The sequence below is a fragment of the Agarivorans sp. JK6 genome (assembly GCF_045277145.1).
Classification (GTDB): domain Bacteria; phylum Pseudomonadota; class Gammaproteobacteria; order Enterobacterales; family Celerinatantimonadaceae; genus Agarivorans; species Agarivorans albus.
The window spans coordinates 4,505,969-4,532,178 of record NZ_CP113525.1 but is presented as its reverse complement, the minus strand read 5'-3'; the positions used below and the strand labels follow the sequence as shown (position 1 = coordinate 4,532,178).

The window sequence follows — 26,210 nt, the reverse complement described above, 5'->3', positions numbered from 1 at the left end:
CTAACTAAGTTGCTATTACTTCAGCAGCCACTCGTTAAATTTCTCACCTAAGGATTCACCATAATCAGCCCAAAACTCACCAGATGCTTTAACACCTTTATCCAGGTGTGAAGATGGCAGTTTTGGAATAACCGCTTTATCTACATAAGCGTAAGATGAGTTACGAGTAGGGCCGTAAGCCACCTCAGGCATGCCGCTCAATGGTTTTGAGCTGGTGGCAAAACGGATAAACTCCATGGCTAAGTCTTTTTTCTTGGTGCCTTTTACAATGGCCCAAACGTCCAGGTCATATAAGTGAGCATCCCACACCATCTCAAAAGGTTTTCCTTCGCTTTGAATGGCGTCGAAGATCCGCCCGTTGGCCGATTGAACCATCACGGCACCACCATCATTGAGCAATTGCGGCGCTTGTGACCAGCTGTCGAACCAAACGATGTCGTCGGCAATAGTGGCTAACTTAGCAAAGGCGCGAGCTTGGCCTTCGTCGGTTTCTAATACTTCATAAACCTGTTCTTTTGGCACACCATCGGCAATCAGTGCCCATTCCAAATTTACTTGTGGGCGCTTACGTAAAGCACGTTTCCCAGGGTAAGTTTTGGTATCGAAAAAGTCGGCTATGGAGCTAGGTTGGCCGCCTTTAATGGTGTCGTTGTTGTAGGCATAAAGCACCGTCCAAACAATGTTACCCACGCCACATTCATTGGCGAGTGCTGCTTCGCTAAAGTCTTCTGCTGCAGGCACGCCGTCATCACCAGGTGGTAGGCTGGCGTGGTCAATCACTTCTAATAGGCCTTCTGAACAGGCGCGTTCGAGATCAATCACCTCTACGTCGATCACGTCCCAAAGAATGTTACCACTCTCTACTTGGGCTTTAATTTCGGCAATACCACCGGAGTAGTTTTCAAATAAAATCTTGTGGCCGGTTTCTTTCATGAAGGGGTCTAGCATATGTTTTTGCTGGGCTGCGCCATACGCACCACCAAAGGATACGGCGGTGAGTTGGTCGGCATTGGCAATGCTACAGACCGACGCGAGAGCAAGAACTGGAAGTAAACGTTTCATAGGTACCATCCTTTACCATTAAGAGCTTGGGGGTGGATTAAAAGCTAACCCGTCATTAACGGACCACGTTAGTTTAGTGATTGTGCCAGCGGCAATTTGTGGTGCATCGTGATCGTTGAGCACTTTTACCATGAGCTCGGTTTTGTCACGAAGCTTAAAGAAGTAGCGAATAAAGTCGCCCACATAGAGGCGCGTAATAAACTCTGCTTCAATTCGGTTATCAAAGCGATGTTTGTCGCTTTCTATAAATAGATTCTCTGGGCGCACAGCCAGCACACAAGCATTGCCAGACTCTGGGCAATCCATGGCTTGGCCACTAACCACGCTGCCATCACTTAGCTCTACTTTGGCTAAGCCTTGAGCGCGATTGAGTACCTTGCCTTTGAGGTGATTGTTTTCACCGATAAAGTCGGCGACAAAGGCGTTTTCGGGGCGCTCATAAAGCACGTCTGGTGCGGCGCATTGTTGCACAACCCCATCGTTAAATACGGCGATGCGATCTGACATTGTGAGTGCTTCGGTTTGGTCGTGGGTGACATAAATAGCAGTAAAGCCGATGGCTTCGTGCAGCCGCTTAATTTCCAGCTGCATTTGCTCGCGAAGGTTTTTATCTAATGCGCCTAGCGGTTCATCCATTAATACAATCGAAGGCTCAAAGATGAGTGAGCGCGCTAGGGCAACCCGTTGTTTTTGGCCGCCAGATAAATGCCCAGGGTAGCGTTTGCCAAAGCTTTCTAGTTCTACCAAGGCTAAAGAGTCGGCCACTCTGCGGCTAATTTCTTCTTTGGGAAGTTTACGAACCGCTAAGGGATAAGCGAGATTTTCGGCTACGGTCATGTGAGGAAATAATGCGTAGTGTTGGAACACCATGCCAATATTGCGATTGTAAGGTGCAACGTTAGTAATCGCTTGGCCATTTACTAGAATTTGACCACTGGTGACATCTTCAAAGCCGGCGAGCATCATTAAACAAGTGGTTTTGCCAGAGCCTGAAGGACCTAGCAAGGTAACAAACTCACCCTTGCGAATATCAAGATTAAAGTTTTTTACCACTAAGCTGCGTTGATCGTAGCTTTTTTTAACGTCAACAAAGCGCACATATTGTTGGTCACTGACCGGCTCGCCCATAAACAGTTCCTTTTGCTAAGAGCTTGTTGCTAAAAGTAGACCAAGTAATCAAGAATCGAACGTAACATTATCTTAACAAACAAGTTTGCAGAGAAAAGTGCAAAGTTTGAACAGCTTAGTGGAAACATCAGCATAATATGCTGAATAGTTAAACACGCAGGGTTTAACTGTTGGCTGCTTTGTTTGTTAGCCTAAGTATTCACTAGGCTGCTGCATTAGTTGCGATACGATAAAGTCTACCGCTACCTTTACCTTAGGAATTTGATACTTAAGCCCTTGGTACAAAAGGTAAATGCCGGTAGCTTCAGCAGGCGATACACGTATATCTTGGCCTACTGAAAAACGCACTAAACTGCCTTCGGCAAGTTGTTGGCTAATTCCCCACTCTGGCAGTAAAGCAATGCCATCACCACTTTTTGCTGCGTTGACTAAGCTTGTACCATGATTGCTAATTAAGCGAATAGGTGGATGTAATTCTTGCCATTTTTGTTGTTCTTTATATAACCAAGGCAGCACTTTTTTCTGGGCTTCGATAGCGTAAGCTGGGGTGTTGATTAAGCTCGAGAGGGCTTTGTGGTTGGCCATTGCGCGCTAAATATTCTGGCGAAGCACACAAAACAAAATGATTATTCGAGAGCTTTTTGGCAACAATGCGTTCGTCGGGTGCGGTGCCGCCACGAATTGCGATATCTATTTGGTCGCGGCGCAAGTTACTTAACTGATCACTAAAGTGAAGATCTAACACGATGTCTGGGTAACGTTGTGAAAATTCACTCAAAATAGGCGTTAAACATAGCTCACCGTAACTTGGCATCGCACTAATTGACAGTAAACCACTGGGGTGATGTTGCTGTTGTTTAAGCAGGTCTTCTGCATCACTTAAGCTGTGTAAGGCTGGTAATATCTGCTGATAGTATAAATCGCCCAACTCGGTAAGTTTTACCTGACGAGTGCTGCGGTGCAGCAATTGTTGTTTGAGTAAGGCTTCTAAATCGGCAATCCGTCGAGATACCGAGGAGGGCGGCACATCAAAGGCATTGGCAGTATTGGTGAAGCTGCCAGATTCAGCAAGGTGAGCAAAATATTGCAGGGCGCGTAACTTATCCATCAGGGTCACTTTTGTCTAAAAGGCAATAAAGTTTAGCTTAAAGGGCTATTTATTCCTATTTGTAAAGCTATTTACAATGAAAGCGTAAATAATGATGAATACTATTCACTTAAGGAAGCCTGCATGTCGAGCTATCAATCAATTCATTTGGTCAAGCGCCCTGTTACTAACATTGAAGCCAGTTGCTTTGAAAGCCGCAGCCACGCTGTAGAGGCTTTGCAAGATGGCGAGTTTAGGGTTAAACAAACACATATGTCCTTAGACCCAGCAATGCGCGGCTGGATGAGCGCCGATACCGAGAGTTACATTCCTCCGGTCGCTTTAGGTGATGTTATGCGCGCTAGCGGTATTGCTGAGGTGATCGAATCTCGCAATGCGCAGTTTCCGGTAGGTGCTACGGTAATGGGCATGTTTGGCTGGACCGAACAAGCTGTCAGTAATGGTGCTGGGATAAACATTATTCCTGCTGGTTTACCTGCGGAAGCGGTGTTAGCAGTTTTAGCCTTACCAGGCATGACCGCCGCTCAAGGTTTGTTAGAGATTGCTAAACCAAAAACAGGGGAAACCTTATTGGTAAGCGGAGCTGCTGGCTCGGTAGGCTCTTTGGTTGGGCAAATTGCCAAGGCCGAAGGTTTGCACGTAGTGGGTGTGGCTGGTAGCGATGAAAAATGTCGCTGGCTAGTAGAAGAATTAGGCTTTGATGGTGCTGTTAATTATAAAACCGATAATATTGCCGAAAAAGTCGCTGAGCTAACACCCAATGGTATTGATATTTACTTCGAAAATACCGGTGGTGAGATCCAGCAAGTGGCCATTGATAATATGAATGCTTTTGGTCGCATCGTAGTGTGTGGAATGATTGCCGATTACAACACCGAGCAGCCTTCGGCTGGCCCTAACTGGATCCCCATTGTTAAAAAGCGTTTATCTATTCAAGGCTTTACCATGCCAGACCATTTGGATAAAGCTCCACAGTTAATGCAGCAAGTAAGCAGCTACTTGCAAGCGGGCAAGTTAAAGTATCGCGTTCATGTTTTAGAAGGCTTAGGTTCAGCCATCGAAGGCATCAATTTGCTGTTTAGCGGCGAAAACCAAGGAAAGTTACTAGTTAAATTGTAAGCGTTTGGCCAAGCCGATTGTCGGCTTGGTCTTTTTTACTGCTCTAGTTTACTCGTGCTGAATCATCGTTAATGCTGACATAGTTGTTTACTTGAGCCACTCTCTCTAACCAAGCCAAAACGGCTGGGAATTTCTGTAAATCAAATCCGCCTTCTTCAGCTACGTGGGTATAGGCATACAAGGCAATATCAGCAATAGTAAGAGTGTTCGCCACAAAATAATCATGTTGGCTAAGGTGCTGCTCCATCACCGCTAATGCAGCGTAGCCTTGCTGTTGTTTATCGGCTAACTGAGCCTGACGCTCTGCTGTTACGCCAGCGTGGGTAAGCCAAAATCGTGGGCTGGCAATGTTTGGCTCATGGCTATATTGCTCGAAACTCATCCATTTTATAACTTGAGCTTGTTGCCAAGCATCTTGCGGCCAAAACGGTGTTCCTTGGGCTAGATAAAACAAAACAGCATTAGACTCTGCCAAGCAGCGTCCATCGTCAAATTCAAGCACAGGTATTTTGCCGTTAGGGTTTAATGCTAAAAATTCAGCAGTGCGTGATTCACCCTTCACGATGTCATAGCTTTTAAGTTGATAGCTTTGGCCTAGTAGGCTAAGCAATAAGCGAATTTTGTAGCCGTTTCCAGAGGGTAAGTAGTCGTGCAAAATCATAGCGAATCCTTGTGCTTAGGTAATGCGGCTAGTGTGACAAGTTGCTTGTAGTTTGAATAACGATTATTTTTGATGGCAACTATTAACAATGGTGATGGGTTGAAATGGACATTGATGCTTTACGCAGCTTAGTGGCTTTTGTAGAAAGCGGTAGCTTTACCCGAGCGGCTAGCCAAACCTTTCGCACCCAGTCTGCAATTAGTGCACAAATGAAAAAATTGCAGCAAGAAAGCGTTAGCCCTTTGTTTGAAAAAGAAGGCCGTAGTTTAGTGCTAACCCCTGCTGGTCAAGCCTTAGCGAGCTATGCGCGGCGTATTATTAGCTTGCACGACCAAGCTGTCACAGAGTTGAAGCACAGCCACGATAGAGTGGACTTACGCATTGGCTGCCCAGACGATTATAGTGTGTCGGTGTTACCTTTATTGTGCGAGTTATTGCAGCAAACCATTCCCAATTTGTGTTTACGCTTGTCTGCTGCACCCAGTGTGAAATTAAGAGAAAGCTTGGATCAAGGCGAACTTGATTTGGCCATTCTTACTCGCAGCCCAGATAGTGATGAAGGTTATTTGTTGCGCCATGACCAAGGCGTTTGGGTAAGCCATAAAGATCGCGATTTAAGTCAATTACGGCCTATGCCATTAGCCTTATATGAAACTGATTGTAAGTTTCACGCCAGCGCGATTGATGGATTAGATAAGGCAGACATACCTTATCGTTTGCTCGCAACCAGTGCCAATCATAGTGGCCTGTATGGATTGGTCTCGCAAGGATTAGCCGTAGCCGCTCTGGCGCGATCTAGCAAGGGCGAATTGCAAGAATTGTGCGCTAAAACAATGCCTCCCTTGCCAGCAATTGATATTGTAGTTGTTGCTGCCACCCAGCCACACGCGGCGTGTAGTAGTGACACAGTTAAACAAATTTGTCAGCGGTTTCGCCAGCAAGATGCCTATTTATTAGACACGCCAGCTGAAGCGGTATAACGTTGAAAGTTATCTAAATAGAGTAAGGATGCTTCATGAGTAGCGCCACTAGTCAAACCCAAGGTTTATTGCACTTTAGGCTGTCCCTAAATCAGCTATTTGCAATTGGCACCTTAAAGGTGCGTGAAATTGTGCCTTATACCCGACTTACTGCCCTACCGCATTCTCACCAATATGTGCTGGGTTCTGCCTCGCTGCGTGGCCAAACAATTTCGGTGATCGACATGGCTGCCGCCGTGGGTTACCGACCTATTGCCGAAGAAGAGCTTGAGTCTTGCTCGATCATTATTACCGATGTTAGCCGCCAAACTGTCGGCTTCTTAGTGCGTGGCATCGAAAAAATAACCGAATGTCGCTGGCGCGATATCGATCCACCACCGGGCTCTTTAGGCAAAGACGCTTATGTAACCGGAGTGACTCGGGTTGATGACAAACTGGTGCAGTTATTGGATATTGAAAAGCTAATTGCCACGGTTTTCCCCGATGATGAAGACCGAGTACGTGTTTCGGTAAGCTTGCCAGACCAAGCGATTCTTGCGCAGCTTAAAATTTTGTTGGTGGACGATTCGGCCACCGCCCGTAAACAGTTAGCCAGTGCCCTAGATAGCATAGAAATTGACTATCAAATGGCCAGCGATGGTGCCACTGCATTTAAAATGATGCAGCAAGCCGCGGCTCAAGGTAAGCCAATTGATGTGCTGGTGAGTGACATTGAAATGCCGGGCCTAGATGGTTACGAACTCACTTTTGAAGTTCGCAGTGACCCTGGTGTTGCTAATGCCTACATTATTTTACATACCTCGTTATCTAGCGAAATTAGTGTTGATAGGGCTAGCCAAGTGGGGGCTGATGAAGCCTTAACCAAGTTTGATGCGGGTGAATTGATCGACGCTATGTTACGTGGTGCCGAGCGGGTATCTGACGACATTACTAAGGTTGGTTTGGCAAAAAAGACCGGAATCCTTGAGGGGATGTTTTAGTAAAAACTAACATTTTCTGCACCCTTTGGTGCGGCTTTACTATGCTTAAAAGGTGAACCACTTATAGGGTTTAGCCTAATGAATGGCCTTCGTTGCTTTTTGTTACTCTGCCTTCATTGCTCTGCTTTGGCTGACAGCAATAGTATTAAAGTAGCCACCGATGAGTGGCTAAATTATTCCAACAAAGATCAAAGCGGTTATTACTTTGGTTTGTTGCAACGGGTTTTCCCCAATCACACCTACAACGTTCAGTTTATGCCCTATTTGCGCAGTATTGCCATGCTGGATCAGCAGCAGGTAGATATTGTGTTTGGCGGGGCGGCTGACGATTTTACTCGTGCCAACTGTTCAACTTTCCCGATAGAAATAGATCGTAGCGACATGTTAACTAGCCCCGAATTGGCTGGGCACTATCACTCTCCGCAAGATCTCATTGGCAAGCAAGTGGTCTCGCAGCTTGGTTACGATTGGCAAGATCTTTTGCCGGAAGGAGTGAATTACCGTGAGTACGCAAGCTTAGAGCAAATGATAAAGTTGTTGCACCATAAGCGCGTGGATGCAGTATTAAATTACCAAGAAGACATTAATTATTTGCTAGAGCAAAAGCCAGAATTGGCTGGTGATTATGTGCTAGTGGAAAACGTATTGCATTACAGCTCTACTTTTTGCTTTTCCGCCAATCCGCGGGGGCGTTATCTACAAACACGTTTTGATAAAACTATACCTATGCTGGTGAGCAGTGGCGAGTTAAAACAGTTAATGCTGCTAGAGCTGGGCAGCGACGATAATTATCCCTATTGATGCTATGGCTTCTGTGGGCTTGGACAGTTACCCGCTTTGCTTTACACTGCTCAGCCATAATAAGACTTCAGAGAGTGGCGGACCGTGCAGGGACATCTATCAAAAATGCGAGCAGAACTGGGCGAACAAGTTCAGTACTATTTGCCTATTGGCGAGCAAGAGTTACATCTTAATCCACTAATCGGTGAATCTTTAGCTTTTGAGTTTACCGGTAAAATAAACTGCCGAAGCTGTGGTAAAGCCACCAAGAAAAGTTACTCGCAAGGCCATTGTTTTGTGTGTATGCGTAAGCTGGCCAGTTGCGATATGTGCATTATGAAGCCTGAAACCTGCCACTATGCCCAAGGCACCTGTCGTGAGCCAGAGTGGGGAGAAGCAAATTGCATGATTCCTCATTATGTTTACTTGGCAAACACCTCTGGCTTAAAGGTGGGCATTACTCGCCATACCCAAATACCAACACGTTGGATTGACCAAGGTGCTACTCAAGCCCTGCCAATATTTAAAGTTGCCACGCGCCAGCTTTCTGGTTTGGTAGAAATAGAATTAGCTAAGCTGGTGGCAGACAAAACCAATTGGCGAGCAATGTTGAAAGGCGATGCTATAGAGCTAGATTTGATAGCTGAGCGTGAACGATTGTTGCCACAAATTGGTGAGGCCTTGGCCGATTTAGCAGAGCGCTTTGGCTTAGAAGCCATAAGTGAATTGCCCGATGAGCAAGTGATCGATTTAAACTTTCCTGTTGCTCAATATCCAAGCAAAATAAGCAGTTTTAACTTAGATAAAAATCCCTTGGTAGAAGGGCAGCTGCAAGGAATTAAGGGCCAGTATTTAATCTTTAACAATGGTGTGATAAATATTCGCAAGTTTGGCTCTTACGAAATTAAACTATTGTCTGAATAAGCCAATTTACCAGCAGTATCGGAAACAGAATGATCTTACAGACTTGGCAAAAGAGACTTACATGCATACTGATTTTATCAGTGTCTTGGTTTGTCTTGGCTTGGGCTGAACATCAAGTTGAACGGCTTGATCCAGAGCACTCCGAGCTACATTGCCAACTCTGTTTTAATTTAGAAAAACTGGCAACGGCGATAGTAAGCAGCGTACCGCTGATTGTTTTGCTTAAACGTCGCCAAGCTTTTGTTAGAACTGTTTACTTATACACCAGCCAGCATGCGCTCGCTGCTAGTGCCCGCTCTCCACCGTCCATGAGTTGCTAATTTAGCTAAACAAGGTTTGAATCTCGCAATACAGCTGAGTATGGTTAGCGTTAAGCAAACACGCTTGCTCCTTGCTGTTAGCCAGTTTAGTTAGATTGGTATTGATTGATTTAGCCACTTACTTTTTAAAAATCATGGATACTTATAATGAAGTTAACGCCTATATATGCGGCCGTTTTTGGCCTGTTTTCTTGCGCAGCTAGCGCCCAGTCTGCTCACCAACATGGTGTTGCCGAGCTCTTTTTTGCCGCCAGTGGTGAAGAGCTAGAGATTGAAATCCACTCTCCGGCCGATAATTTTCTTGGTTTTGAGCATGCACCAGTCAACGAGCAACAGCACAAGATATTGGATGACGCAAAAAAACAAGCAGCTCAAGGCATGAGTTTGTTTAGTTTTGCCGGTGGCGAATGTGAGCTTGAAGAAGTGACTCAGCATTGGGGAAGCCTAGACCAAGCGGATTCAGAGCACAAAGACCACGATCACCATGACCACGCTGCGCACGACGAGCATAAAGGCCATGACGATCATGACCACGCTGCTCATGCTAGCCACGAGGATGTCCGCTTAACTTACCACTTCCATTGTCATCACTTAGATGAACTGAAAAGTTTCGACCTAGAGTTGTTTAAGCTTTTCCCTCGTATGGAAAAAATCCAAGTACAAGGTGCTAGTGAGCGTGGCCAAGTAGCGTTTGATGTTACGCCAGCGCAAAACAAGGTGAACTTATAATATGAGCCAGTCTGCTTCTCTATTAGCCTTAGAAGAAGTGGTATTTGCGTGGCCGGGTGAAACACTCCCGGCCATTCATATTCCTCATTTAACTATTGCTGCGGCTAGCCATACCTTTATTCATGGGCCAAGCGGCTGTGGTAAATCTACGCTACTCAGCTTGATTGCTGGGGTGATTAGCCCGCAACAGGGCAAGTTAAGTTTCATGGGACAAGATTGTGCCAGCTTAAAAGCAGCGCAACGTGACCAACTGCGAGCCGATCATATTGGCTACGTATTTCAGCAGTTCAACCTGTTGCCCTACTTGTCGGTACTCGAGAATGTCGCTTTGGCTTGTCAGTTCTCTAAGTTACGTCGGCAGCGAGCTTTAAGCCGCTCGTCGTCGGTATTGGATGAAGCGCGTCGTTTATTATCGCATCTGCAGTTGCCTGATAAGCAGCTTAATCAGCCAGTGGGTCAGTTGAGCATTGGTCAACAACAGCGGGTGGCTGCGGCCCGCGCAATGATCGGCTCTCCTGAGTTAATTATTGCCGATGAACCCACCTCAGCATTGGATAAAACCAATCGCGAACACTTTATGAACCTGTTGATGTCTGAGTTAGAGCACTGTGATAGCAGCTTGTTATTGGTGAGTCACGACCAAGAGCTAGCTAATCGTTTCCATCAGGTGGTTGATTTGCCAGCGCTTAATTTGGGAGGTCAACATGAGCTTGCTTAAATTGGCTTGGCATAGTTTGTGGGCTAGGCGTGGTACCGCATTACTTAGTTTGCTTACCATCGCCCTTAGTGTGGCCCTATTGCTAGGTGTGGAAAATCTACGTACACAAGCTAAATCGAGTTTTGCCTCAACCATTTCTGGCACCGATTTAATTGTGGGTGCACGCAGTGGCCCTACTCAATTACTGCTTTATTCAGTATTTCGTATTGGTAATGCCACCAATAATATTAGCTGGGACAGTTACCAAGAAATTGCAGGTCAGTCGTCGGTAAAATGGTCGATTCCTATTTCTTTGGGGGATTCGCATCGCGGCTATCGGGTAATGGGCACCACCAATAGCTTTTTTGAACATTATCAATACGCCAATAAACAGCCTTTAGAGTTTGCCCAAGGCCAGCAATTAAACGATACCTTTGAAGTGGTATTGGGCGCCGAAGTTGCCCGCAAGTTGGGTTATAAACTGGGTGACAAAATTGTAGTGGCACACGGAATTGCAGCAGTAAGTTTTGTTAATCATGACCAGTTCCCTTTTGAGGTGAGCGGCATTTTAAAACCTACTGGTACGCCAGTAGATAGAACGGTGATTACCTCACTTGCTGGCATCGAAGCGATTCACCTGCCGCCGCAAACACAGCCGTTTACCGAAGCCCAGTTAACGCCTTCAAGCATCACCGCAATGATGCTGGGCACACAATCACGCTTACAAATTTTTAATTTGCAGCGGCAGATTAATCAATACAAAAATGAAGCGCTGTTAGCAATATTGCCAGGAGTGGCTTTGCAAGAACTGTGGGGCATATTAAGCATTGCCGAAAGTGCTCTGTTAGCGGTATCCATTTGTGTGGTTATCACTGGCTTAATGAGCATGTTAAGCACCTTGATGGTGATCTTAAAAGAACGACGTAGAGAGATGGCAATTTTGCGCTCGGTAGGGGCTAAACCGCGACATATCTTTGGTTTGTTACTGATTGAAGCCTTGTTATTGAGTGCGCTAGGCGCTTTGCTTGGCTTAGCCAGCATGTATCTAATTTTAGGGGCAGCTAAACCTATACTGCTTAATCAGTTTGGTTTCTATTTAGTGTTAAACTGGCCTACTGTAGAGCAATGCTACTTATTGTTGGCCGTAGTTGTGGTGGGCTTTTTAGCTGGCGTACTACCTGCTTGGCGCGCTTATCGATATTCGCTTAGCGATGGCATGAGCATAAAAATTTAGTAAGGGTAAAACATGAAACTAGCTTATTACGTAGTGGGTTTATTGCTGGTTAGCATGAACCTACAGGCCAATGGCGTAGACGTTTGGAACGAGTTGCTGCCAGAAAATGAACGCAACATGCCGATGCCTGAAATTGATCACAACATACCGTTGGATCAGGCCGGTCAGCAAAATCTCAATGTGAGCGTAAATAAAGAGTTGGACAGCAAGCCAATCCGTATTCCGGGCTTTGTAGTGCCGCTGGATACCGAAGGGGAGTTGGTGAAGGAGTTTTTATTGGTGCCGTACTTTGGTGCTTGTTTGCATTATCCACCACCACCGCCAAACCAAATTGTTTATGTTACTCACTCAAAAGGTTTACAGCTAGAAGACCTATGGGAACCTGTTTGGGTTGAAGGAACCATCAATACTCAAGTTCAAACTGTTGAAGGGGTAGCCACCGCTGGCTATTCAATCAGCGAACCTGAGTCGATCGTGCTGTATACCGATTAATCTAACACAATACCTAGGGCGATATATGGCACAACGTAAAACGCAATAATGGCGGTTTTATATAGTGCCAAGCCTAGGTAATGAAAGCGGTCGAACTTCTCTACGCTAAGGTTGAACCATTTAGAGTGCAGTTTGTAGGTCCAGTCGTGAGCTAGGGTTAAAAAAGCAAACCAATACAGCAATACCGCAATATTGATAATGGCTCCCCAGCCTAACGCGCTGCGAATTAACTCAAGTTCCATAACGTCACCTGCATATCTTTAATTATTTGAAAGCAACTAAGCCACTTAATCAATTTACCATTGCTTAGTGTCACTGCAAGCCTATTGGCTTATTCCACAGTAAAGTTTTGTTCAAAAATGCGTACTTGCTGTTGATTGTATATCGCGACTTGCCAGTCACCGCGACTGTTTAAGTCAAAGCGTTTGCTGGCATTGGTGCGCCAGCGTGGGCCACCGATGTCTAATTCAACCGATGCCTGAAGTTGTTGCTGGCGATACCAGTTTACTTGAATGCTTTGACCTTGCATCTCACGCAACTCCATAAACAAATAGATTTGCTGAATTTGACTGAGCTCAACCCGAGTTAAGTTATCCACTGGCTCTCGTTGGCTAATGGCAGAACTTAGCTGGGCTCGAGCGACTTGGCTCGATGCTATATTGGTTTGCTTAGATCTGTGAGCAAGCTTCTTATCAACATTTTCGGCCGCAATGGCCTCTTCATTAGTTGCTGTTTCAACCTTGCTTGCTGCTGGCTCTACGACAACCTTAGCTTGAGCGGCAGGTATGCTTATTTGCTCGCTAGCAAGCTCTGCTTGTTCTGAAGTGCTGGGAGAGGTGCTGGCTAAGTGATCAGCTTGCTGCTTAGCTTGTGCAGTATCGGTTTCCGGCTGAGCTTGGTTTGTTTTTGAGGTGTTCTTTGTTACTGCGACTACCGGCTCACTAACAGCCTGTTTCGTTGTTGAGAGCTGCAGCTGTGGTTCTTCTGTAGCCACTGTAGGTGAACTTTCAGCTGTAAGTTCTTCAATTTGTTCGGCGTGAGATTGCTCAGTTGAAGCTTCTATAGCTGGTAATTGTTCCTTATCAACAGTGTTCTCAACTTGGCTGATTTGTTGGCTTTTGGTGGCATTCAACTCGGCTGTAGGTTCTGCGTTAGCTGGCCACATTAAATGCAGCAAAGCGAATATAACTAAGGCAAGCACTATCAATGCGGCAAAAACTTTGCGTAAGTCAAAAGGGGGCTTTGGCGCGGGAACTTTATCTATAGTTGCCGCTTGGTCTGCGGATGAGTTGAAATGTATTTTGATGCTTACTTGTTCTGCCATGACTGAGGATTTGCCCCATACTCCAATGAAAACTGCTGGGCGATTTTACCGATTATGCGCCTTAGCTGCTATTGATTTACCTTAAATCTGGTCGTTGTTGTTGTGTGGTTGCGTTATGCCTTCCGTCTACTGTTTAGTAAAAGCGTTCATTTCTAGTTAGCTTTAGGCAGAAAGCTCAGCATATTGTCTTAAAATCTCTTTTATATTCGGAATTATCTAGCTTTTACCCTTCGACTTCAAATAATGGGTGTTAAATATATTTTACATTTAGTCTTTTGTGTGCCAATTTAGCTTTAATTAAATTTGCTAAATTTTGACGAGGTTTTGCAGAGGATATGGAACATAAACAAGCTCTCATTGGCGTTATTACTTGTCATAAACCGCAAGGTTTATATCAGGTGCAAAGTGTTAATGAGTTTTACTTAAACGCTTTGGAAAGCTATGACGCAGCCCCGGTATTACTGACTCACCAGCTAAAAGGGAGAAGTTTGCAACGGGTATTAGATGGCCTAGATGGAGTATTATTTACCGGTAGCCATTCTAACGTGCACCCGGAGTTATATGGCGCTACGCATTTAGAGCCGCGCTTAGACCGAGGGCGCGATAGCTTGGCATTCTCTATTGTTGAATATTCTAAACAGCATGGCTTACCTGTTTTGGGAATTTGTCGCGGCTTTCAGGAAATGAATGTCGCCCTAGGTGGCAGCCTGCATCACAAAGTCTATCAACTTGGTGGTTGTGTAGAACACCGAGAGCCGGATACCGAAGACTTCACTAAAAAGTATGCTGAACAGCACTCTTTGCAGCTTGCTAAAGACAGCTGGCTGGGCGATTGGTTAGATAGCGATACGATTCAGGTTAACTCCTTACATAATCAAGGCATTAATCGGCTCGCTGATCCTTTGTTGGTCGAGGCGCAAGCAGAGGATGGTTTGGTAGAAGCGTTTCGGCTTGCTGAACACCCATTTTTCTATGCTGTGCAATGGCATCCCGAGTGGCAAGCCAGCGAAAATAAGGTATCGCAAGCCATTTTTAGTCAATTTTTGGCAGCGGCAAAACGCCGTGCTGCGTAGCAGTAACTAGGGCAAACAGATCATTGGAGAGCACCATGCAACAACACACATCGTCTTATTACGCTGCCAGCACAAATAACCAGCGAGAGTTTCCTCAGTTAAATCAGGATATTCGTTGTGATGTTTGCATTATTGGTGCTGGTTTTAGTGGTTTGTCTTCGGCCTTGCACCTCGCCGAGAAAGGTTTCCATGTGGTGGTGTTAGAGAGTGCCAAGGTGGGCTTTGGCGCAACTGGGCGCAATGGCGGACAAGTGGTTAACAGTTATAGTCGCGACGTGGACGTAATTGAGCAGCGCTATGACAAAAATACTGCCCAAGCCTTGAATGAAATGATCTTTGAGGGCGGGGAAATCATCCGTTCTCGCATCGCCCAATATAATATTGAGTGTGACTACCAAGCCGGTGGTGTTTTTGCCGCCAACAACCCTAAGCAGTTTAAAGGCTTACAGGAGCAAAAAGCCAATTGGGAGCGTTTTGGCAATCACCAATTGCAATTGTTAGATAAAACGGAGTTAGAACAAATAGTAGGTACCACTGCCTACCAAGGTGGTTTATTGGACATGCAAGGTGGGCATATTCATCCGCTTAATCTTGCTCTAGGTGAAGCCGAAGCGGTACTTGGTTTAGGTGGTGAGATTTATGAGCAATCGGCAGTGTTCAGTTACCAAGCGGGTGAGCCTGCCAAAGTCACTACCGAACATGGCAGCGTTACTGCCAACTATCTATTGTTTGCCGGAAATGCCTACTTGGGTGAGCTTGAGCCAAAGCTGAGCGATAAGGCGATACGCTGCGGCACCCAAGTAATAGCCACTGAGCCTTTAAGTGATGAGCTGTGTCAGCAGCTATTACCAAAAAACTACTGTGTGGAAGATTGTAACTACTTACTTGATTACTACCGGTTGACCGCAGATAAACGTTTATTGTTTGGCGGAGGAGTGGTTTATGGCGCTAAGCCTTTGGCGTCTATAGAAAAGCAAATCAGGCCTAAATTCGAGGCCCTGTTCCCGCAACTAAAAGGGACCGCGATTGATTACGCTTGGACCGGAAACTTCTTGCTTACATACTCGAGAATGCCTCAGTTTGGCAGGCTCGATAGCAACATTTATTACTTGCAGGGGTACAGCGGCCATGGTTTAACCTGTACTCATTTGGCCGGTAAGCTGTTAGCCGAAGTGCTTAGTGACCAAGCGCAGCGTTTTGATGTATTTGCTTCACTTAATCACTATCGTTTCCCGGGAGGACGTCATTTGCAGGTGCCATTCACCGCACTGGGTGCGGTGTATTACAACCTGCGAGACAAATTAGGTATTTAGATTGCTTAGTCTTTAGGTTGGCTTACCGAATCACGTTTTACCAGCGTAGGCACGTATTTATGAATAGGCGCAACACTTTCGCCACTAGCCAAGGCTAAAGACATCTCGGCGGCTTCCATCGCCATCATCTCAATAGGGTAACGCATGGTGGTGAGTTTAGGACGCAAGTAGCGAGACAGTAATACGTCATCAAAGCCTATTACCGATACATCTTCGGGTACTCGATAGCCGTTGTCGCAAAGTACGGTGATGGCGCCAGACGCCATGGAATCGTTGTAAACAATTAGGGCGGTAAAGTCTAAGCCGCGCGCTAATAGGTTTTGCGCCGCAATCTCGCCGCCAATTTCATTAGGATCAGATGAGGCAATGGCATGTTCAGCTAAGGGCATGCCTTCTTCACTCAATACCGACTTAACACCTTCTAAACGCAAGCGTGGATCTTCGATGTCGTAGCTACTTGTTATGCAGGCAATGTTTTTGTGGCCTAATGATAACAAGTGACGAGCGGCTGCTTCTCCGCCGGCCTGGTTGTCTAACCATACACAACGGTGAGCAATTTCTGGGATATAGCGGTTAATTAACACTAAAGCCGGAACGGCTTCTGCGTAGTCAATTAAGGCTTGATTGCTTAAGGCTTTAGAGTGCACAACCAAGGCCTGACAACGCTGTTCTAAAAGCGTTTCAATGGCGCGCTTTTCACTCTCTGCACTGACTAAACCATTACTGATCAACAACTGGATATTGTTGTTGCGGGTTACTTTCTCTACACCGCCAGCTAGCGTGGCAAAAAATGGGTCTGTTAGCTCACTAAACACTAAACCTAAAGTAGGGTTGGTTTGGGTAACTAGAGCGCGGGCATTGGCGTTAGGCCGATAGCCTAGCTCTAACATCACCTTCTTTACAAGGTCGCGGTTTTTGGCACTTACTTTGGGGCCATTATTGACCACCCGAGATACGGTGGCGACAGAAACACCGGCGGCAGCTGCTACGTCTTTAATTGTGGCCATTTATACTCCAAGAAAACGGTTTTGCTTGTGACTAAGTTGAAAACACTAGCTATAAGATGTGCTGGCGTCACGACCAGTGACTAGGCGATGTAGTATCTATAATTTAACAAATGTAAATCAAATGTGGAAACGTTTTCCTTTGAACGCGAGTGTAATCACATATTATCTATGCTTTTTTTCGCTGTGGTGGCATGGCCTGAGCTGTTCTGAAACTGTTAAGAAAAACTGTTACATACACTTGCTCGCTAAGCATTAGCCGCTTAAAGTAGCGCTAGATGCTAACAGCAACATAATTAAGGAGCGCTGAGTGAGCGTATCAAGAATGTTCCCTGCCACCCGCATGCGTCGAATTCGCCGTCATGATTTCTCTCGTCGCCTAGCCAGTGAAAACCAGTTAAGTGTTGATGATTTGATTTACCCAATGTTTGTGATTGAAGGGGAAAACCAAACAGAAACGGTTGCGTCCATGCCTGGTGTAAAGCGTTTTAGCATTGATCTGCTGTTAAAAGAAGCTGAGCAATTAGTGGCCTTAGGTGTGCCGATGATTGCCTTGTTCCCGGTAACGCCGCTTGAGCAAAAGTCATTGTTGGCAGAGCAAGCCTATGCCGATGATGCCCTAGCGCAACGAGCGGTGCGCGCACTTAAACAAGCTTTTCCTGAACTTGGAGTGATGACCGATGTGGCATTGGACCCGTTCACCACGCATGGCCAAGACGGCATTATCGATGACGATGGTTATGTGCAAAACGATATAACCACCGAGATTCTGGTGAAACAGGCCTTATCTCATGCAGCCGCAGGGGCTGATGTTGTTGCGCCATCGGATATGATGGACGGCAGAATTGCCGCTATTCGAGAAGCGTTAGAGGAAGCGGGTTATCACAACACCATGATCATGGCTTATTCAGCCAAATATGCCTCTAGTTACTACGGACCATTCCGCGATGCAGTGGGCAGTTCTGGTAACCTAAAAGGTGGCAATAAAAAGACTTACCAAATGGATCCCGCCAATGGTCAAGAAGCACTACACGAAGTGGCTTTAGATATTGAAGAAGGCGCCGACATGGTAATGGTAAAACCAGGTATGCCCTATTTGGATGTGGTTCGCCAAGTTAAAGATGCCTTTGCAGTGCCTACCTTTGCTTACCAAGTAAGTGGCGAGTATGCGATGCATAAAGCCGCCATTGAGAATGGTTGGTTAGCCGAGCGCCCGGTAGTGCTTGAATCTTTACTTGCCTTTAAACGTGCTGGTGCCGATGGCATTTTAACTTACTTCGCTAAAGACGTAGCGCAGTGGTTAGCCGAAACTAAATAAAACCTTACTAGGTAGTTGCTAAGCCCCCACCGAGGGGCTTTATTGTAATATGAAGAAAATACTGTTTGCCCTACTCAGCCTTAGTTTATTGCTTGCTCTGGCGGTATTAATCGCCTTTGCGTTGATGGTATCTAAGCAAGCTAGCGTGCTTACTCCTCCTTCGGTGAGTGCTCGGCAAGTTGCCGATGCTAAAGACTGGCTTAAACAAAACTTGCAGCTTTTTCGTGGCGGGCAGCAATCGGTTGATATTCAACTTAGCCAACAACAGCTAGATGGCTTGTTAGCTTTATCTTCCACAGCTTTTAGTGGTTTAGATGCTGAAGCAGCGTTTGCCGAATCTGAGTTACGCCTGCGTGGCAGCATTGCCTTGCCTACGAGCATTTACCAAGGTTATGTAAACAGCGAGATTAGTTTACATTCCTCAAATCAAGGCTTGCAGTTTGGTCAATGGAAGATAGGCCAATTAAGCTTACCGGGCAGCATGGCGCAACACATAGCGCTGCGCTTGGCAGAGCGTTTGTTCCCAGAGTTACAAGCCGATGAGCTATTAGCTAGCATTAAAGCAGTAGACGTTAGCCAGCAGCAGGTGCAGTTTAAGGTTGAGCCAGTAGAGGATTTAGGTTTAAAAGTCGCTGGTGCTTATAAGAACCTCAATCAATTGAAAGATCCGCAGCTAGCCAGCTTACCAGTGGCGATTTACTACCAAAAGTTAAGCCAGTTAAGAAAGCAGTATGGTGAACAGCAAGCCATTTCTTTATATGATTATCTGTACCCACTGAGCTTTGATGTGGCAATGCGTGGTGAGCAAAGCGATGTTCTACAAGAACAGCAGGCTTTAGTGTGGGCAATGGCGATTTTTTTCAGCCAAGGTACTTTTCAAAAAGTGATGGCGCAACGTTTTGCTGATGACCTGACTCTAGAAGCCGCTCCAAACAACGTAACCCTTGCAGGGCGCAGAGACTTACTGCTGCACTTTGTCTATTCGGCGGGCTTGAGCATGGCTGCAGAGCAAGGTTTTAGTGCTTCAATTGGCGAGTTTAAAGAGCTATTTGACTCTTTAGAGGGCGGCAGTGGTTTTAGTTTTGCCGATCTAGCAGCTGACCGCACTGGCATTGAGTTTGCCGAATCGGCGAAGAATCTCGATAAAGCGGATCTGTTTTTGGCTGCTATGCGCTCCGCACGCTCAGAACAGGCATTTTTCCCGCGGATAGATGATTTAGCCGAAGGCATTAGTGAGCAAAGCTTTGCCCAAGTTTATGGCTCCACGGACTCTGAGTTGTATCAGCAAAAAGTGTTTTTTATTGATCAGCGCATCGCTCACTTGCCGGCTTTTCTTAACCCTGAACACTAGGGTCTGTTGATCTTTGCTGATGATTTTTGCAGCAATTTATTAGCCATTTAGGCAAGGCAGTGAGTGTGCAGTTAAGTGGGCTTAATAATCATTCGCTAAGGCTGAATAAATGGCTAAGAAATGCTGCCCGAAGGGTTCGGATAAGCGAACTTTACTCTTTGTTAAGCACTTCTTGCTTAGCCCACTAGGCTTCTAAGTGCTCACCGCGATTAAAGCCCGCTTATCTCGAACAAAATTTCAATACCAAAGATCAACAGCCCCTAGCCAAATATTAGCAAGGCGCTGCCTAGTACACATAAACCGGCGCTAAGCCAGGCCGAGCGAGTAGGTGCCTGTTTGGTGACTATCCATAACAGCGGCAGCACCAACACTGGTGAAGTTGATGATAACAGGGCAACCACTGATACATCGCCATATCGCAGGGCAAACAGCATCAATGTCATGCCGACCGCCATGGCTAAAAAGCCATTGGCGGCGATCATAACAAATAGCTTTGAGTTAATCGGCTTAAGTGTTCTTGCAAGTTTGTAACCACTTAGCCATAACAAAAAGTGGGCTAAAAAAGCACTTAACATTCGCAATGCCGAGCCCGCTACTGGGTCTATAGCACTGTATTCTGGGGCGCTCATCAGCGGTTTTAGCATCACTGTTCCAAGGCTTTGGCAGAGCGCCGCCGTTAACCCCAAAGCAACCGCTATGCTGACTGAGCCGGTAATCTTTTCCCAGCTGTGCTGCTCACTTCGGCGACCAAAACTAACAGCTAATATTACGCCTAAGAACAAACAGGCAGCGCCCAGTAGCGGCCAACCAAGCAAATCTTCATTGAATAGCCATACTCCTAAAAAGGCAGAGAAAGCGGCGTGACAAGCAAATAACAAGCTAGCGCGGCGTGGTCCTAGGCGGTTCATACAGGCAAACAAGGCGGTGTCGCCAACAAATACGCCAATAAAGCCCGACAAAGCAAACAATCCCGCTTGCGACAGGCTAATCATTTGCCATTGGTTATTGTATAGAGCGGCGCCAAGCAGCATTAGGCTAACTAAGCCCATGCGCCAGCGGCTATAGGCAAAAGCGCCCATCACTCGGCTAGGGGTTACCGAGATTAAGCTGGTGCACGCCCAAAGGGCAGCGGCCAGCAAGGCTAACCATTCATAACTCAAGGTATGCTCCTAAAACGCAATAAGAGAGGGCTAAGTGAAACGCTGAGTTAACTTAGGCTGGTACCGCTTGGCTTGGCTGTGCCCACGTGGTGACAAAGGTATTACGACCTTTGCGTTTGGCAGCATACATGGCATTGTCGGCGTCAATCAACAAACGGGACAAATCTTTTCTTTGGGTTTCAAAGGCAATGCCCATGCTAATGCTAATGGCGAGGTGTTGGTCGTTAACCGAGCAAGGCTTTTCGGCAACTCGTTTGACAATGATATTGGCTAAGTCTTGAGCATGTTGGCGCTGACAATTGGCCCACAATATACAAAATTCATCGCCGCCAAATCGGGCAAACATTGCTTCTTCAGGGAGTTGTTGTTTTACGCAGGCCACAACATGTTTTAGTGCATCATCACCGGTGTGATGGCCGTATTGGTCATTAATGTGTTTAAATTTGTCTATATCAAACAGCATTACTGCCATGCTTAATACCGATTCGCATTGAGTATCAAGCTGGCGCTCTAATTCTCGGCGATTCAAGATATTGGTGAGAGGGTCGATGCGCGCTTGCTCAGCAAGGTGGCGATGAGCGCGCTGAGTATCGATAGAAAACAGCTTGGCCACAATACTTAATAGAATGGCGCAGTTAATAAACACCAAGCCCATAGAACTACGTTTTTGCTCTACATCACTGGGGAACATAGGGTCGCTCGGCCAGTAGAATACCGCAAAAAAGGCCACGCTTATTAGGGCCAAAATGGCATTGCGAATGGACGGCTTTTCTTGCCATAGCAAAAATGCCACTGGATAAATAACAATAAGATGGAAGAAAATGAAGGACTCGATACCAAACCAACGGGTAGAGGCCAAAGTAATATCGAGAACAAATACCGTTAACAGCCAGGCTCGGGCTAGGTCATTTTGATTTAACCAGTTAAACAGCAGCGTTAGGGTGTAAGCAAATACCACTAAGCCATTAACCAGCCAGAATTCAACCGCCGTAATGTTGTGCTCAAGCGCTTGAACAATAACGTTTAGGGCAAGTAAAGGCAGGCCTATAACCACAAATAGATTGGTCATACGAACGGCGTGACGCTTTCCTTTGCTGGTGCCTATGTTAAGTATCTTGTTGAGCAACCGTGTTCCTTACAGTTAATACTCAAATAAAAACGATTGTATACCTGAAAAAGTAAAACTACTGTGAATTAGCTTAGATCGCGACTGTTTAATCGAAAGTTTGGCAATGTCACCCAGGTTACATTGCCACGTTACTTAATCTAGGTGCTTAATTAACCAAGCTATTGCGTCGGCGTATACAGGCGTCATCAGCGGTTCTAATTTCGCTAAACTTGCTAGTAATTGTGAACGCTCTGCAATGCTGATGTTGATGTGGCCAACTTTACGCCCTGGTCGAACGTCTTTGCCATACCAAAATACTTCAACCCCTGGCACGCATAGCCATTGATGATTGTATTCAACACCAATCAGATTAAGCATTACGCTTTGGGTTTTAACCAAAGGTTGCACTAAGGGCAAATCTGCCACGGCTCGAATATGCGCCTCGAACTGACTAAGGCTAGAGCCTGCTTGGGTCCAGTGGCCGCTGTTGTGTACGCGAGGTGCTATCTCATTAATAAGCAACTTATCGCCAACCTGGAAGCATTCCATGGTCATAACACCCACGTAATCTAGCGAGTCCATTAGCTTACCAAGCATATTTTCAGCCTGGCCCTGAAGGCTCGCTTTACTCGCAACCGGTGATACCGTGGCTAATAAAATACCTTCATGATGCTGGTTAATCGCAAGTGGGTAGAATGCGGTGTCACCGTTGGCGTGGCGCATACCAATAAGTGATACTTCTTCGTCGAAGCCTATCGCTTGTTCTGCAATACAATGATCTAACCAGTCTTGTGGAATGGCACGTTGTTCAGCGTTGCCACTAAGCTTTAACCAGTGTTGACCTTTGCCGTCGTAGCCGCCGGAGCGCTGCTTTAGCAATACTCGTTCGCCTAACTCAGCAAACAGTTGTTCAGCGCTGTGACCTTGTTTTACATCTACCCAAGGGGCGGTGGCTAAACCTAAACTGTCGAGCAATTTCTTTTGGCTTGCTCGGTCAGCTAGCTGAGCTAAAGCCGGGCCGTTAAGAAAGCTTGAGTGTTGAGTAAGCTGCTCGGTGGCTGGCGTTACTGGCCAGTGCTCGCGCTCAACGGTAATTATGTCGTTGGCAGCGATATCAAAGGTATCAGTCTCGTCAGTTTCTACTGGGCGAACCTCAATGTTTAATGGTTGCGCTGCGTGTTTTAGCATTGCTCCCAATTGGCCCGCACCTAAAATCCAAATCTTATTCATTTTGCTTACCACTACTCAGCTACGCGAGGATCTGGGTGGGCTAATACTGATTCTGTTTGGGCACTGCGGAAAGCCTCGATACGCTCAGCTAGTTCTGGGTTAGTGGTAGCTAAAATCTGTGCAGCAAACAATCCCGCGTTATAAGCACCAGCAGTGCCAATGGCAAGAGTACCAACTGCTACGCCTTTTGGCATTTGGGCAATCGATAACAAGCTATCCATACCGTTTAAGGCTTTACTTTGAACGGGCACACCAAGTACTGGTAAACGGGTTTTAGACGCTACCATGCCTGGCAAGTGAGCTGCACCGCCGGCACCACCAATAATCACTTTAATACCACGGTCGGCAGCGTTGGCTGAAAATTCCATTAATTTGTCGGGAGTGCGGTGAGCACTAACCACTTCAACCTCAAATTCAACGCCCAATTGTTGTAAAACTTCGGCGGCGTTTTCCATAGTTGGCCAATCACTTTTTGACCCCATGATGATGGCAACTTGTGGTTGTGGCATTGTATTCTCCTCGACTTAAATAGCACAGTGGTAACACGTTTCTTAGCGGCAACAAAATTGTTGTCTATTTGCGCGCGCAGTTTGCCAGCCTTACCCGCCAAGGTCAATATTAGCGCAGTGTTAGCCAGCAAAATCGAATTTTGTTCTAGCTGTACAGTGCTTTGTTTGGGTAAAAGTTCAGGAGCTTGCTATTTTTGTGATGTTTACTGCTTAATCAATACGAATTGAGTAGATTTGGACTACTGTTAAATGAGTACAGTAGCCTATAGCTAACAATAGAATTCATTAGCCTCTAAGGAGAGAAGCAATGTGGAAACTTGTGGTTATTTTATCTCTACTCAGTGCCCCGCTAATGGCAGCTAACGTAGAGTTACGTTTGCCTGCTTATTCCGATGATTCACACATTTATTATCATGAACTGCTAGAGCAAGCCCTACTTGAAGCCGGGCATCAGCCAGTGATTGATGTTCCCTCATCTAATTTACCGCAAAAGCGGGCTGAGTCGATGCTACGTAATGGCCAATTAAGTTTAGTGTGGCTGTTAGCGTCGGCCGAACGTGATAAAGATCCTAATTTCACCCCAGTTCGTGTGGGCTTAACCAACGGCTTAATTGGTCACCGATTATTGTTGGTGCCACGCTCTGAGGTTGACGCTTATCGTTTTGTAAATACGCTAGAAGACTTTCAAAAGCTGGATAAAACCGGTGGTTTTGGCAAAAATTGGTTTGATGTAGATGTATGGCAAGCCAACCAGCTAAAAACCGTTGAAGTTGATGGAGAGTGGCGTCGTTTATACAAAATGGTGGCTAACCATAAACGTGGAATCGACTATTTCTCACGTGGTTTTACCGAGATTATTAATGACTCATTACAACACCCTTATTTAGCGATAGAGCCCTATTTAATTCTGCAGTATGAGCGTGATTTTCAGTTTTACGTGAGTAACTCTCAGCCAGAGCTGGCAGCCATTATTGAAGACGCTTTAAAAAAGGCTGAAGACAGTGGCTTGTTGGATAAGCTGATTGAAGAATACTGGCGAGAAGACTTTGATTTACTTAATTATCGCCGACGGGTAAAAATTGAGTTGGCTACACCTAACTAGCCCTCAACAAAGCGCTTCAATAATCTCTAAAGGATAACCCGCTTGGCTTTGCACTTTGGCTTCCAGTTCTAGTTCGGCTGCGCGTAAAGGGTGTTGTTCATTCCAGGTGGGTGGAAAACATAGCCGCCAATCCTCTTCGGCTTGAAACACGCTTATCTTAGGTACGCTACCTTCGGTGCGGCGCATGCACACGATGATGGCAATGCGTAATAATCTAGCCAGCACCAAAGCTTCGGGCTTTTCTAAGGCATTTTGTTGAGCAAGAAGTTCGCTTTGCCAATCACCACGCTGGTTTAACAACAAGCAGGAGACAAAGTGTTTTTGTGCGCTGGTAAAACCGGGCAAATCTGAGTGATCAATAATATATGCGGCGTGTTGGGGCGCTTTCTTAAACTCAATATTTAACCCAACTTCGTGGAACATAGCTGCCCACTTCAACAGGCTTAATGCGCGATCACTAAGCTTAGGTGTTACTTGTTGCGCCATAGTTAAGGCGCAGTTTGCTACGCGTTCGGCGTGTTGATTGTCGATGCGATGACGTTTTACAAAGCTTTCTACGGTGCGGGCTCTTACACTACTGGTATCTTTTTGGCTAAGTAGGCCATATACCAGTCCTTCACGTAAGGCACCTCCGGCTAAGGAAAGTGACTCGATTTGCAGGCTTTCGAATAGCGCAATTAATATCGCTAAACCAGATGCAAAGACCGGTTTTCGCTCTTCAAGCAAACCTTTAATGTCAAGCTTTTCAAGCGTGCCGCAAGTAACCACTTGTTGTTGAATTGCCTTTAATTTTTGGTAGGTAATACGTTCATCAAGACCTTGAGCGGTAATAATTTCTAACAGTGCTTGAATAGTGCCTGAAGCGCCCACGCTGCTTTGCCAACCTAGACGGCGATAATCGCTAAGTACTGGGGAGATCACTTCTTTAGCTGCATCAATGGCTAACTGAAAGTTGGGTTCGCTAAGCTCTTGTTGGAAGAAACGTTTTAACCAAGTAACACAGCCCATATCTAGGCTGTTCAGTAGCAAGGCTTCGCTTTGCTCGCCGACTACTAGCTCGGTACTGGCACCGCCAATATCAATGACTAAACGCTTGCCACTGCCGCTGCTGGTATGTGCCACGCCACGGTAAATAATTTTAGCTTCGGTTTCGCCGCTAATGATATGGATCTTGTGGTTGAGAATTTTTTCGGCTTGCTGCAAAAACTCATCAGCATTAGTGGCGCGACGCAAAGTAGCTGTGGCGACAATTTTAATTTGCGCTTCTGGTATGTCTCTTAGCTGCTCGGCAAACAAGCTCAAGCATTGCCAACCACGCACCATGGATGCGTGATCGAGCTTGTCGTTGGCGTCTAAGCCTGCGGCTAAGCGCACTTTTCTCTTCACCTTGGCAATGGTTTGCACGCTTCCACTCAGCTCCCGCACAATTAACATGTGGAAGCTGTTGGAACCTAAATCAATGGCTGCATATAGGGGTGAAACTTTTGACACGCTGTTCCTTGAA

At 46.0% G+C, this 26,210-nt stretch carries 28 protein-coding genes; 15 read left to right on the top strand and 13 right to left on the bottom strand.

What is annotated here, in order from left to right; all coding sequences use genetic code 11:
* Positions 1–15 precede the first annotated feature (15 nt).
* From OV592_RS20870 to OV592_RS20855, 4 genes are all read right to left on the bottom strand, one after another.
* Positions 16–1,062 carry an ABC transporter substrate-binding protein gene (locus OV592_RS20870; protein ID WP_016400114.1) on the bottom strand — a complete coding sequence of 349 codons (1,047 nt, stop codon included), beginning with the start codon at positions 1,060–1,062 and terminating at the stop codon, positions 16–18.
* Between the two features lie 18 nt (positions 1,063–1,080).
* On the bottom strand, positions 1,081–2,190 hold the full coding sequence (locus OV592_RS20865; RefSeq protein ID WP_016400113.1) for an ABC transporter ATP-binding protein: 1,110 nt from the start codon (positions 2,188–2,190) through the stop codon (positions 1,081–1,083).
* A 186-nt stretch (positions 2,191–2,376) separates the two neighbouring features.
* Complete coding sequence (locus OV592_RS20860; RefSeq protein ID WP_406609884.1) at positions 2,377–2,706, bottom strand: LysR substrate-binding domain-containing protein; 330 nt, start codon at positions 2,704–2,706, stop codon at positions 2,377–2,379.
* The gene (locus tag OV592_RS20855) at positions 2,687–3,298 is read right to left on the bottom strand and encodes a LysR family transcriptional regulator (RefSeq protein WP_406609883.1); all 612 of its coding nucleotides are present in this window, start codon (positions 3,296–3,298) and stop codon (positions 2,687–2,689) included. The genes OV592_RS20860 and OV592_RS20855 overlap by 20 nt, the downstream gene beginning before the upstream one ends.
* A 123-nt stretch (positions 3,299–3,421) precedes the next feature.
* Here OV592_RS20855 and OV592_RS20850 point away from each other — a divergent pair, with 123 nt between their 5' ends.
* Positions 3,422–4,417, top strand: a complete 996-nt coding sequence (locus OV592_RS20850) for an NADP-dependent oxidoreductase (RefSeq protein ID WP_406609882.1) — start codon at positions 3,422–3,424, stop codon at positions 4,415–4,417.
* Between the two features lie 43 nt (positions 4,418–4,460).
* Here OV592_RS20850 and OV592_RS20845 read toward each other — a convergent pair whose 3' ends face one another.
* Complete coding sequence (locus OV592_RS20845) at positions 4,461–5,078, bottom strand: glutathione S-transferase family protein (RefSeq protein WP_406609881.1); 618 nt, start codon at positions 5,076–5,078, stop codon at positions 4,461–4,463.
* Between the two features lie 104 nt (positions 5,079–5,182).
* On the opposite strand from OV592_RS20845, the gene OV592_RS20840 reads away from it, so the two are divergent.
* From OV592_RS20840 to OV592_RS20800, 9 genes are all read left to right on the top strand, one after another.
* Entirely contained in the window at positions 5,183–6,058 is an 876-nt protein-coding gene (locus OV592_RS20840) for a LysR substrate-binding domain-containing protein (protein WP_406609880.1), read from the top strand.
* Positions 6,059–6,093: 35 nt separating this feature from the next.
* Positions 6,094–7,038: a chemotaxis protein gene (locus tag OV592_RS20835; protein ID WP_152785366.1), complete on the top strand. Its 945-nt coding sequence runs from the start codon at positions 6,094–6,096 to the stop codon at positions 7,036–7,038.
* Between the two features lie 78 nt (positions 7,039–7,116).
* Entirely contained in the window at positions 7,117–7,839 is a 723-nt protein-coding gene (locus OV592_RS20830) for a substrate-binding periplasmic protein (RefSeq protein ID WP_406609879.1), read from the top strand.
* A gap of 84 nt (positions 7,840–7,923) precedes the next feature.
* Positions 7,924–8,742 (top strand): DUF2797 domain-containing protein, encoded by an 819-nt coding sequence (locus OV592_RS20825; protein WP_406609878.1) that lies wholly within the window; start codon positions 7,924–7,926, stop codon positions 8,740–8,742.
* An 80-nt stretch (positions 8,743–8,822) separates the two neighbouring features.
* A complete protein-coding gene (locus OV592_RS20820; protein WP_194164211.1) occupies positions 8,823–9,062 on the top strand; it encodes a DUF2607 family protein in 240 nt (79 codons plus the stop codon).
* Positions 9,063–9,209: 147 nt separating this feature from the next.
* Complete coding sequence (locus OV592_RS20815) at positions 9,210–9,791, top strand: DUF2796 domain-containing protein (RefSeq protein WP_406609877.1); 582 nt, start codon at positions 9,210–9,212, stop codon at positions 9,789–9,791.
* A gap of 1 nt (position 9,792) precedes the next feature.
* Positions 9,793–10,509 carry an ABC transporter ATP-binding protein gene (locus OV592_RS20810; protein WP_406609876.1) on the top strand — a complete coding sequence of 239 codons (717 nt, stop codon included), beginning with the start codon at positions 9,793–9,795 and terminating at the stop codon, positions 10,507–10,509.
* Entirely contained in the window at positions 10,496–11,722 is a 1,227-nt protein-coding gene (locus OV592_RS20805) for an ABC transporter permease (RefSeq protein WP_406609875.1), read from the top strand. Before OV592_RS20810 ends, OV592_RS20805 begins: the two co-directional genes overlap by 14 nt.
* Positions 11,723–11,734: 12 nt before the next feature.
* Positions 11,735–12,214, top strand: a complete 480-nt coding sequence (locus OV592_RS20800) for a DUF3299 domain-containing protein (RefSeq protein ID WP_406609874.1) — start codon at positions 11,735–11,737, stop codon at positions 12,212–12,214.
* Here OV592_RS20800 and OV592_RS20795 read toward each other — a convergent pair.
* A complete protein-coding gene (locus OV592_RS20795) occupies positions 12,211–12,456 on the bottom strand; it encodes a DUF6868 family protein (RefSeq protein ID WP_016400099.1) in 246 nt (81 codons plus the stop codon). The genes OV592_RS20800 and OV592_RS20795 overlap by 4 nt on opposite strands.
* Positions 12,457–12,545: 89 nt before the next feature.
* Entirely contained in the window at positions 12,546–13,538 is a 993-nt protein-coding gene (locus tag OV592_RS20790; protein ID WP_406609873.1) for a DUF2914 domain-containing protein, read from the bottom strand.
* A 335-nt stretch (positions 13,539–13,873) separates the two neighbouring features.
* Between OV592_RS20790 and OV592_RS20785 the strand changes: the two genes are divergently transcribed.
* Together OV592_RS20785 and OV592_RS20780 are read left to right on the top strand one after the other, a co-directional pair.
* Positions 13,874–14,611, top strand: a complete 738-nt coding sequence (locus tag OV592_RS20785) for a gamma-glutamyl-gamma-aminobutyrate hydrolase family protein (RefSeq protein WP_406609872.1) — start codon at positions 13,874–13,876, stop codon at positions 14,609–14,611.
* A 35-nt stretch (positions 14,612–14,646) separates the two neighbouring features.
* Positions 14,647–15,924 (top strand): NAD(P)/FAD-dependent oxidoreductase, encoded by a 1,278-nt coding sequence (locus OV592_RS20780; RefSeq protein WP_406609871.1) that lies wholly within the window; start codon positions 14,647–14,649, stop codon positions 15,922–15,924.
* A gap of 5 nt (positions 15,925–15,929) precedes the next feature.
* Here the strand turns inward: OV592_RS20780 and OV592_RS20775 are convergent, their stop codons facing one another.
* Positions 15,930–16,931, bottom strand: coding sequence for a substrate-binding domain-containing protein (locus OV592_RS20775; RefSeq protein WP_016400094.1), 1,002 nt, complete (start codon positions 16,929–16,931; stop codon positions 15,930–15,932).
* Positions 16,932–17,253: 322 nt separating this feature from the next.
* On the opposite strand from OV592_RS20775, the gene hemB reads away from it, so the two are divergent.
* Complete coding sequence (gene hemB / locus OV592_RS20770; protein WP_406611450.1) at positions 17,254–18,246, top strand: porphobilinogen synthase; 993 nt, start codon at positions 17,254–17,256, stop codon at positions 18,244–18,246.
* 49 nt (positions 18,247–18,295) lie between these two features.
* Positions 18,296–19,597 (top strand): hypothetical protein, encoded by a 1,302-nt coding sequence (locus tag OV592_RS20765; RefSeq protein WP_406609870.1) that lies wholly within the window; start codon positions 18,296–18,298, stop codon positions 19,595–19,597.
* A 260-nt stretch (positions 19,598–19,857) separates the two neighbouring features.
* Here the strand turns inward: OV592_RS20765 and OV592_RS20760 are convergent, their stop codons facing one another.
* From OV592_RS20760 to purE, 4 genes are all read right to left on the bottom strand, one after another.
* Positions 19,858–20,757 carry a DMT family transporter gene (locus OV592_RS20760; protein ID WP_406609869.1) on the bottom strand — a complete coding sequence of 300 codons (900 nt, stop codon included), beginning with the start codon at positions 20,755–20,757 and terminating at the stop codon, positions 19,858–19,860.
* Positions 20,758–20,809: 52 nt separating this feature from the next.
* Positions 20,810–21,883, bottom strand: coding sequence for a GGDEF domain-containing protein (locus OV592_RS20755; RefSeq protein WP_406609868.1), 1,074 nt, complete (start codon positions 21,881–21,883; stop codon positions 20,810–20,812).
* Positions 21,884–22,018: 135 nt separating this feature from the next.
* Positions 22,019–23,095 carry a 5-(carboxyamino)imidazole ribonucleotide synthase gene (purK, locus tag OV592_RS20750; RefSeq protein ID WP_040306733.1) on the bottom strand — a complete coding sequence of 359 codons (1,077 nt, stop codon included), beginning with the start codon at positions 23,093–23,095 and terminating at the stop codon, positions 22,019–22,021.
* Positions 23,096–23,106: 11 nt separating this feature from the next.
* Positions 23,107–23,604 carry a 5-(carboxyamino)imidazole ribonucleotide mutase gene (gene purE / locus OV592_RS20745; protein WP_220719864.1) on the bottom strand — a complete coding sequence of 166 codons (498 nt, stop codon included), beginning with the start codon at positions 23,602–23,604 and terminating at the stop codon, positions 23,107–23,109.
* Positions 23,605–23,911: 307 nt separating this feature from the next.
* Here purE and OV592_RS20740 point away from each other — a divergent pair, with 307 nt between their 5' ends.
* Positions 23,912–24,706, top strand: coding sequence for a hypothetical protein (locus OV592_RS20740; RefSeq protein WP_406609867.1), 795 nt, complete (start codon positions 23,912–23,914; stop codon positions 24,704–24,706).
* Between the two features lie 3 nt (positions 24,707–24,709).
* On the opposite strand, the gene gppA is transcribed toward OV592_RS20740, so the two are convergent.
* Positions 24,710–26,197, bottom strand: a complete 1,488-nt coding sequence (gene gppA, locus OV592_RS20735; protein WP_406609866.1) for a guanosine-5'-triphosphate,3'-diphosphate diphosphatase — start codon at positions 26,195–26,197, stop codon at positions 24,710–24,712.
* Between the last annotated feature and the right edge of the window lie 13 nt (positions 26,198–26,210).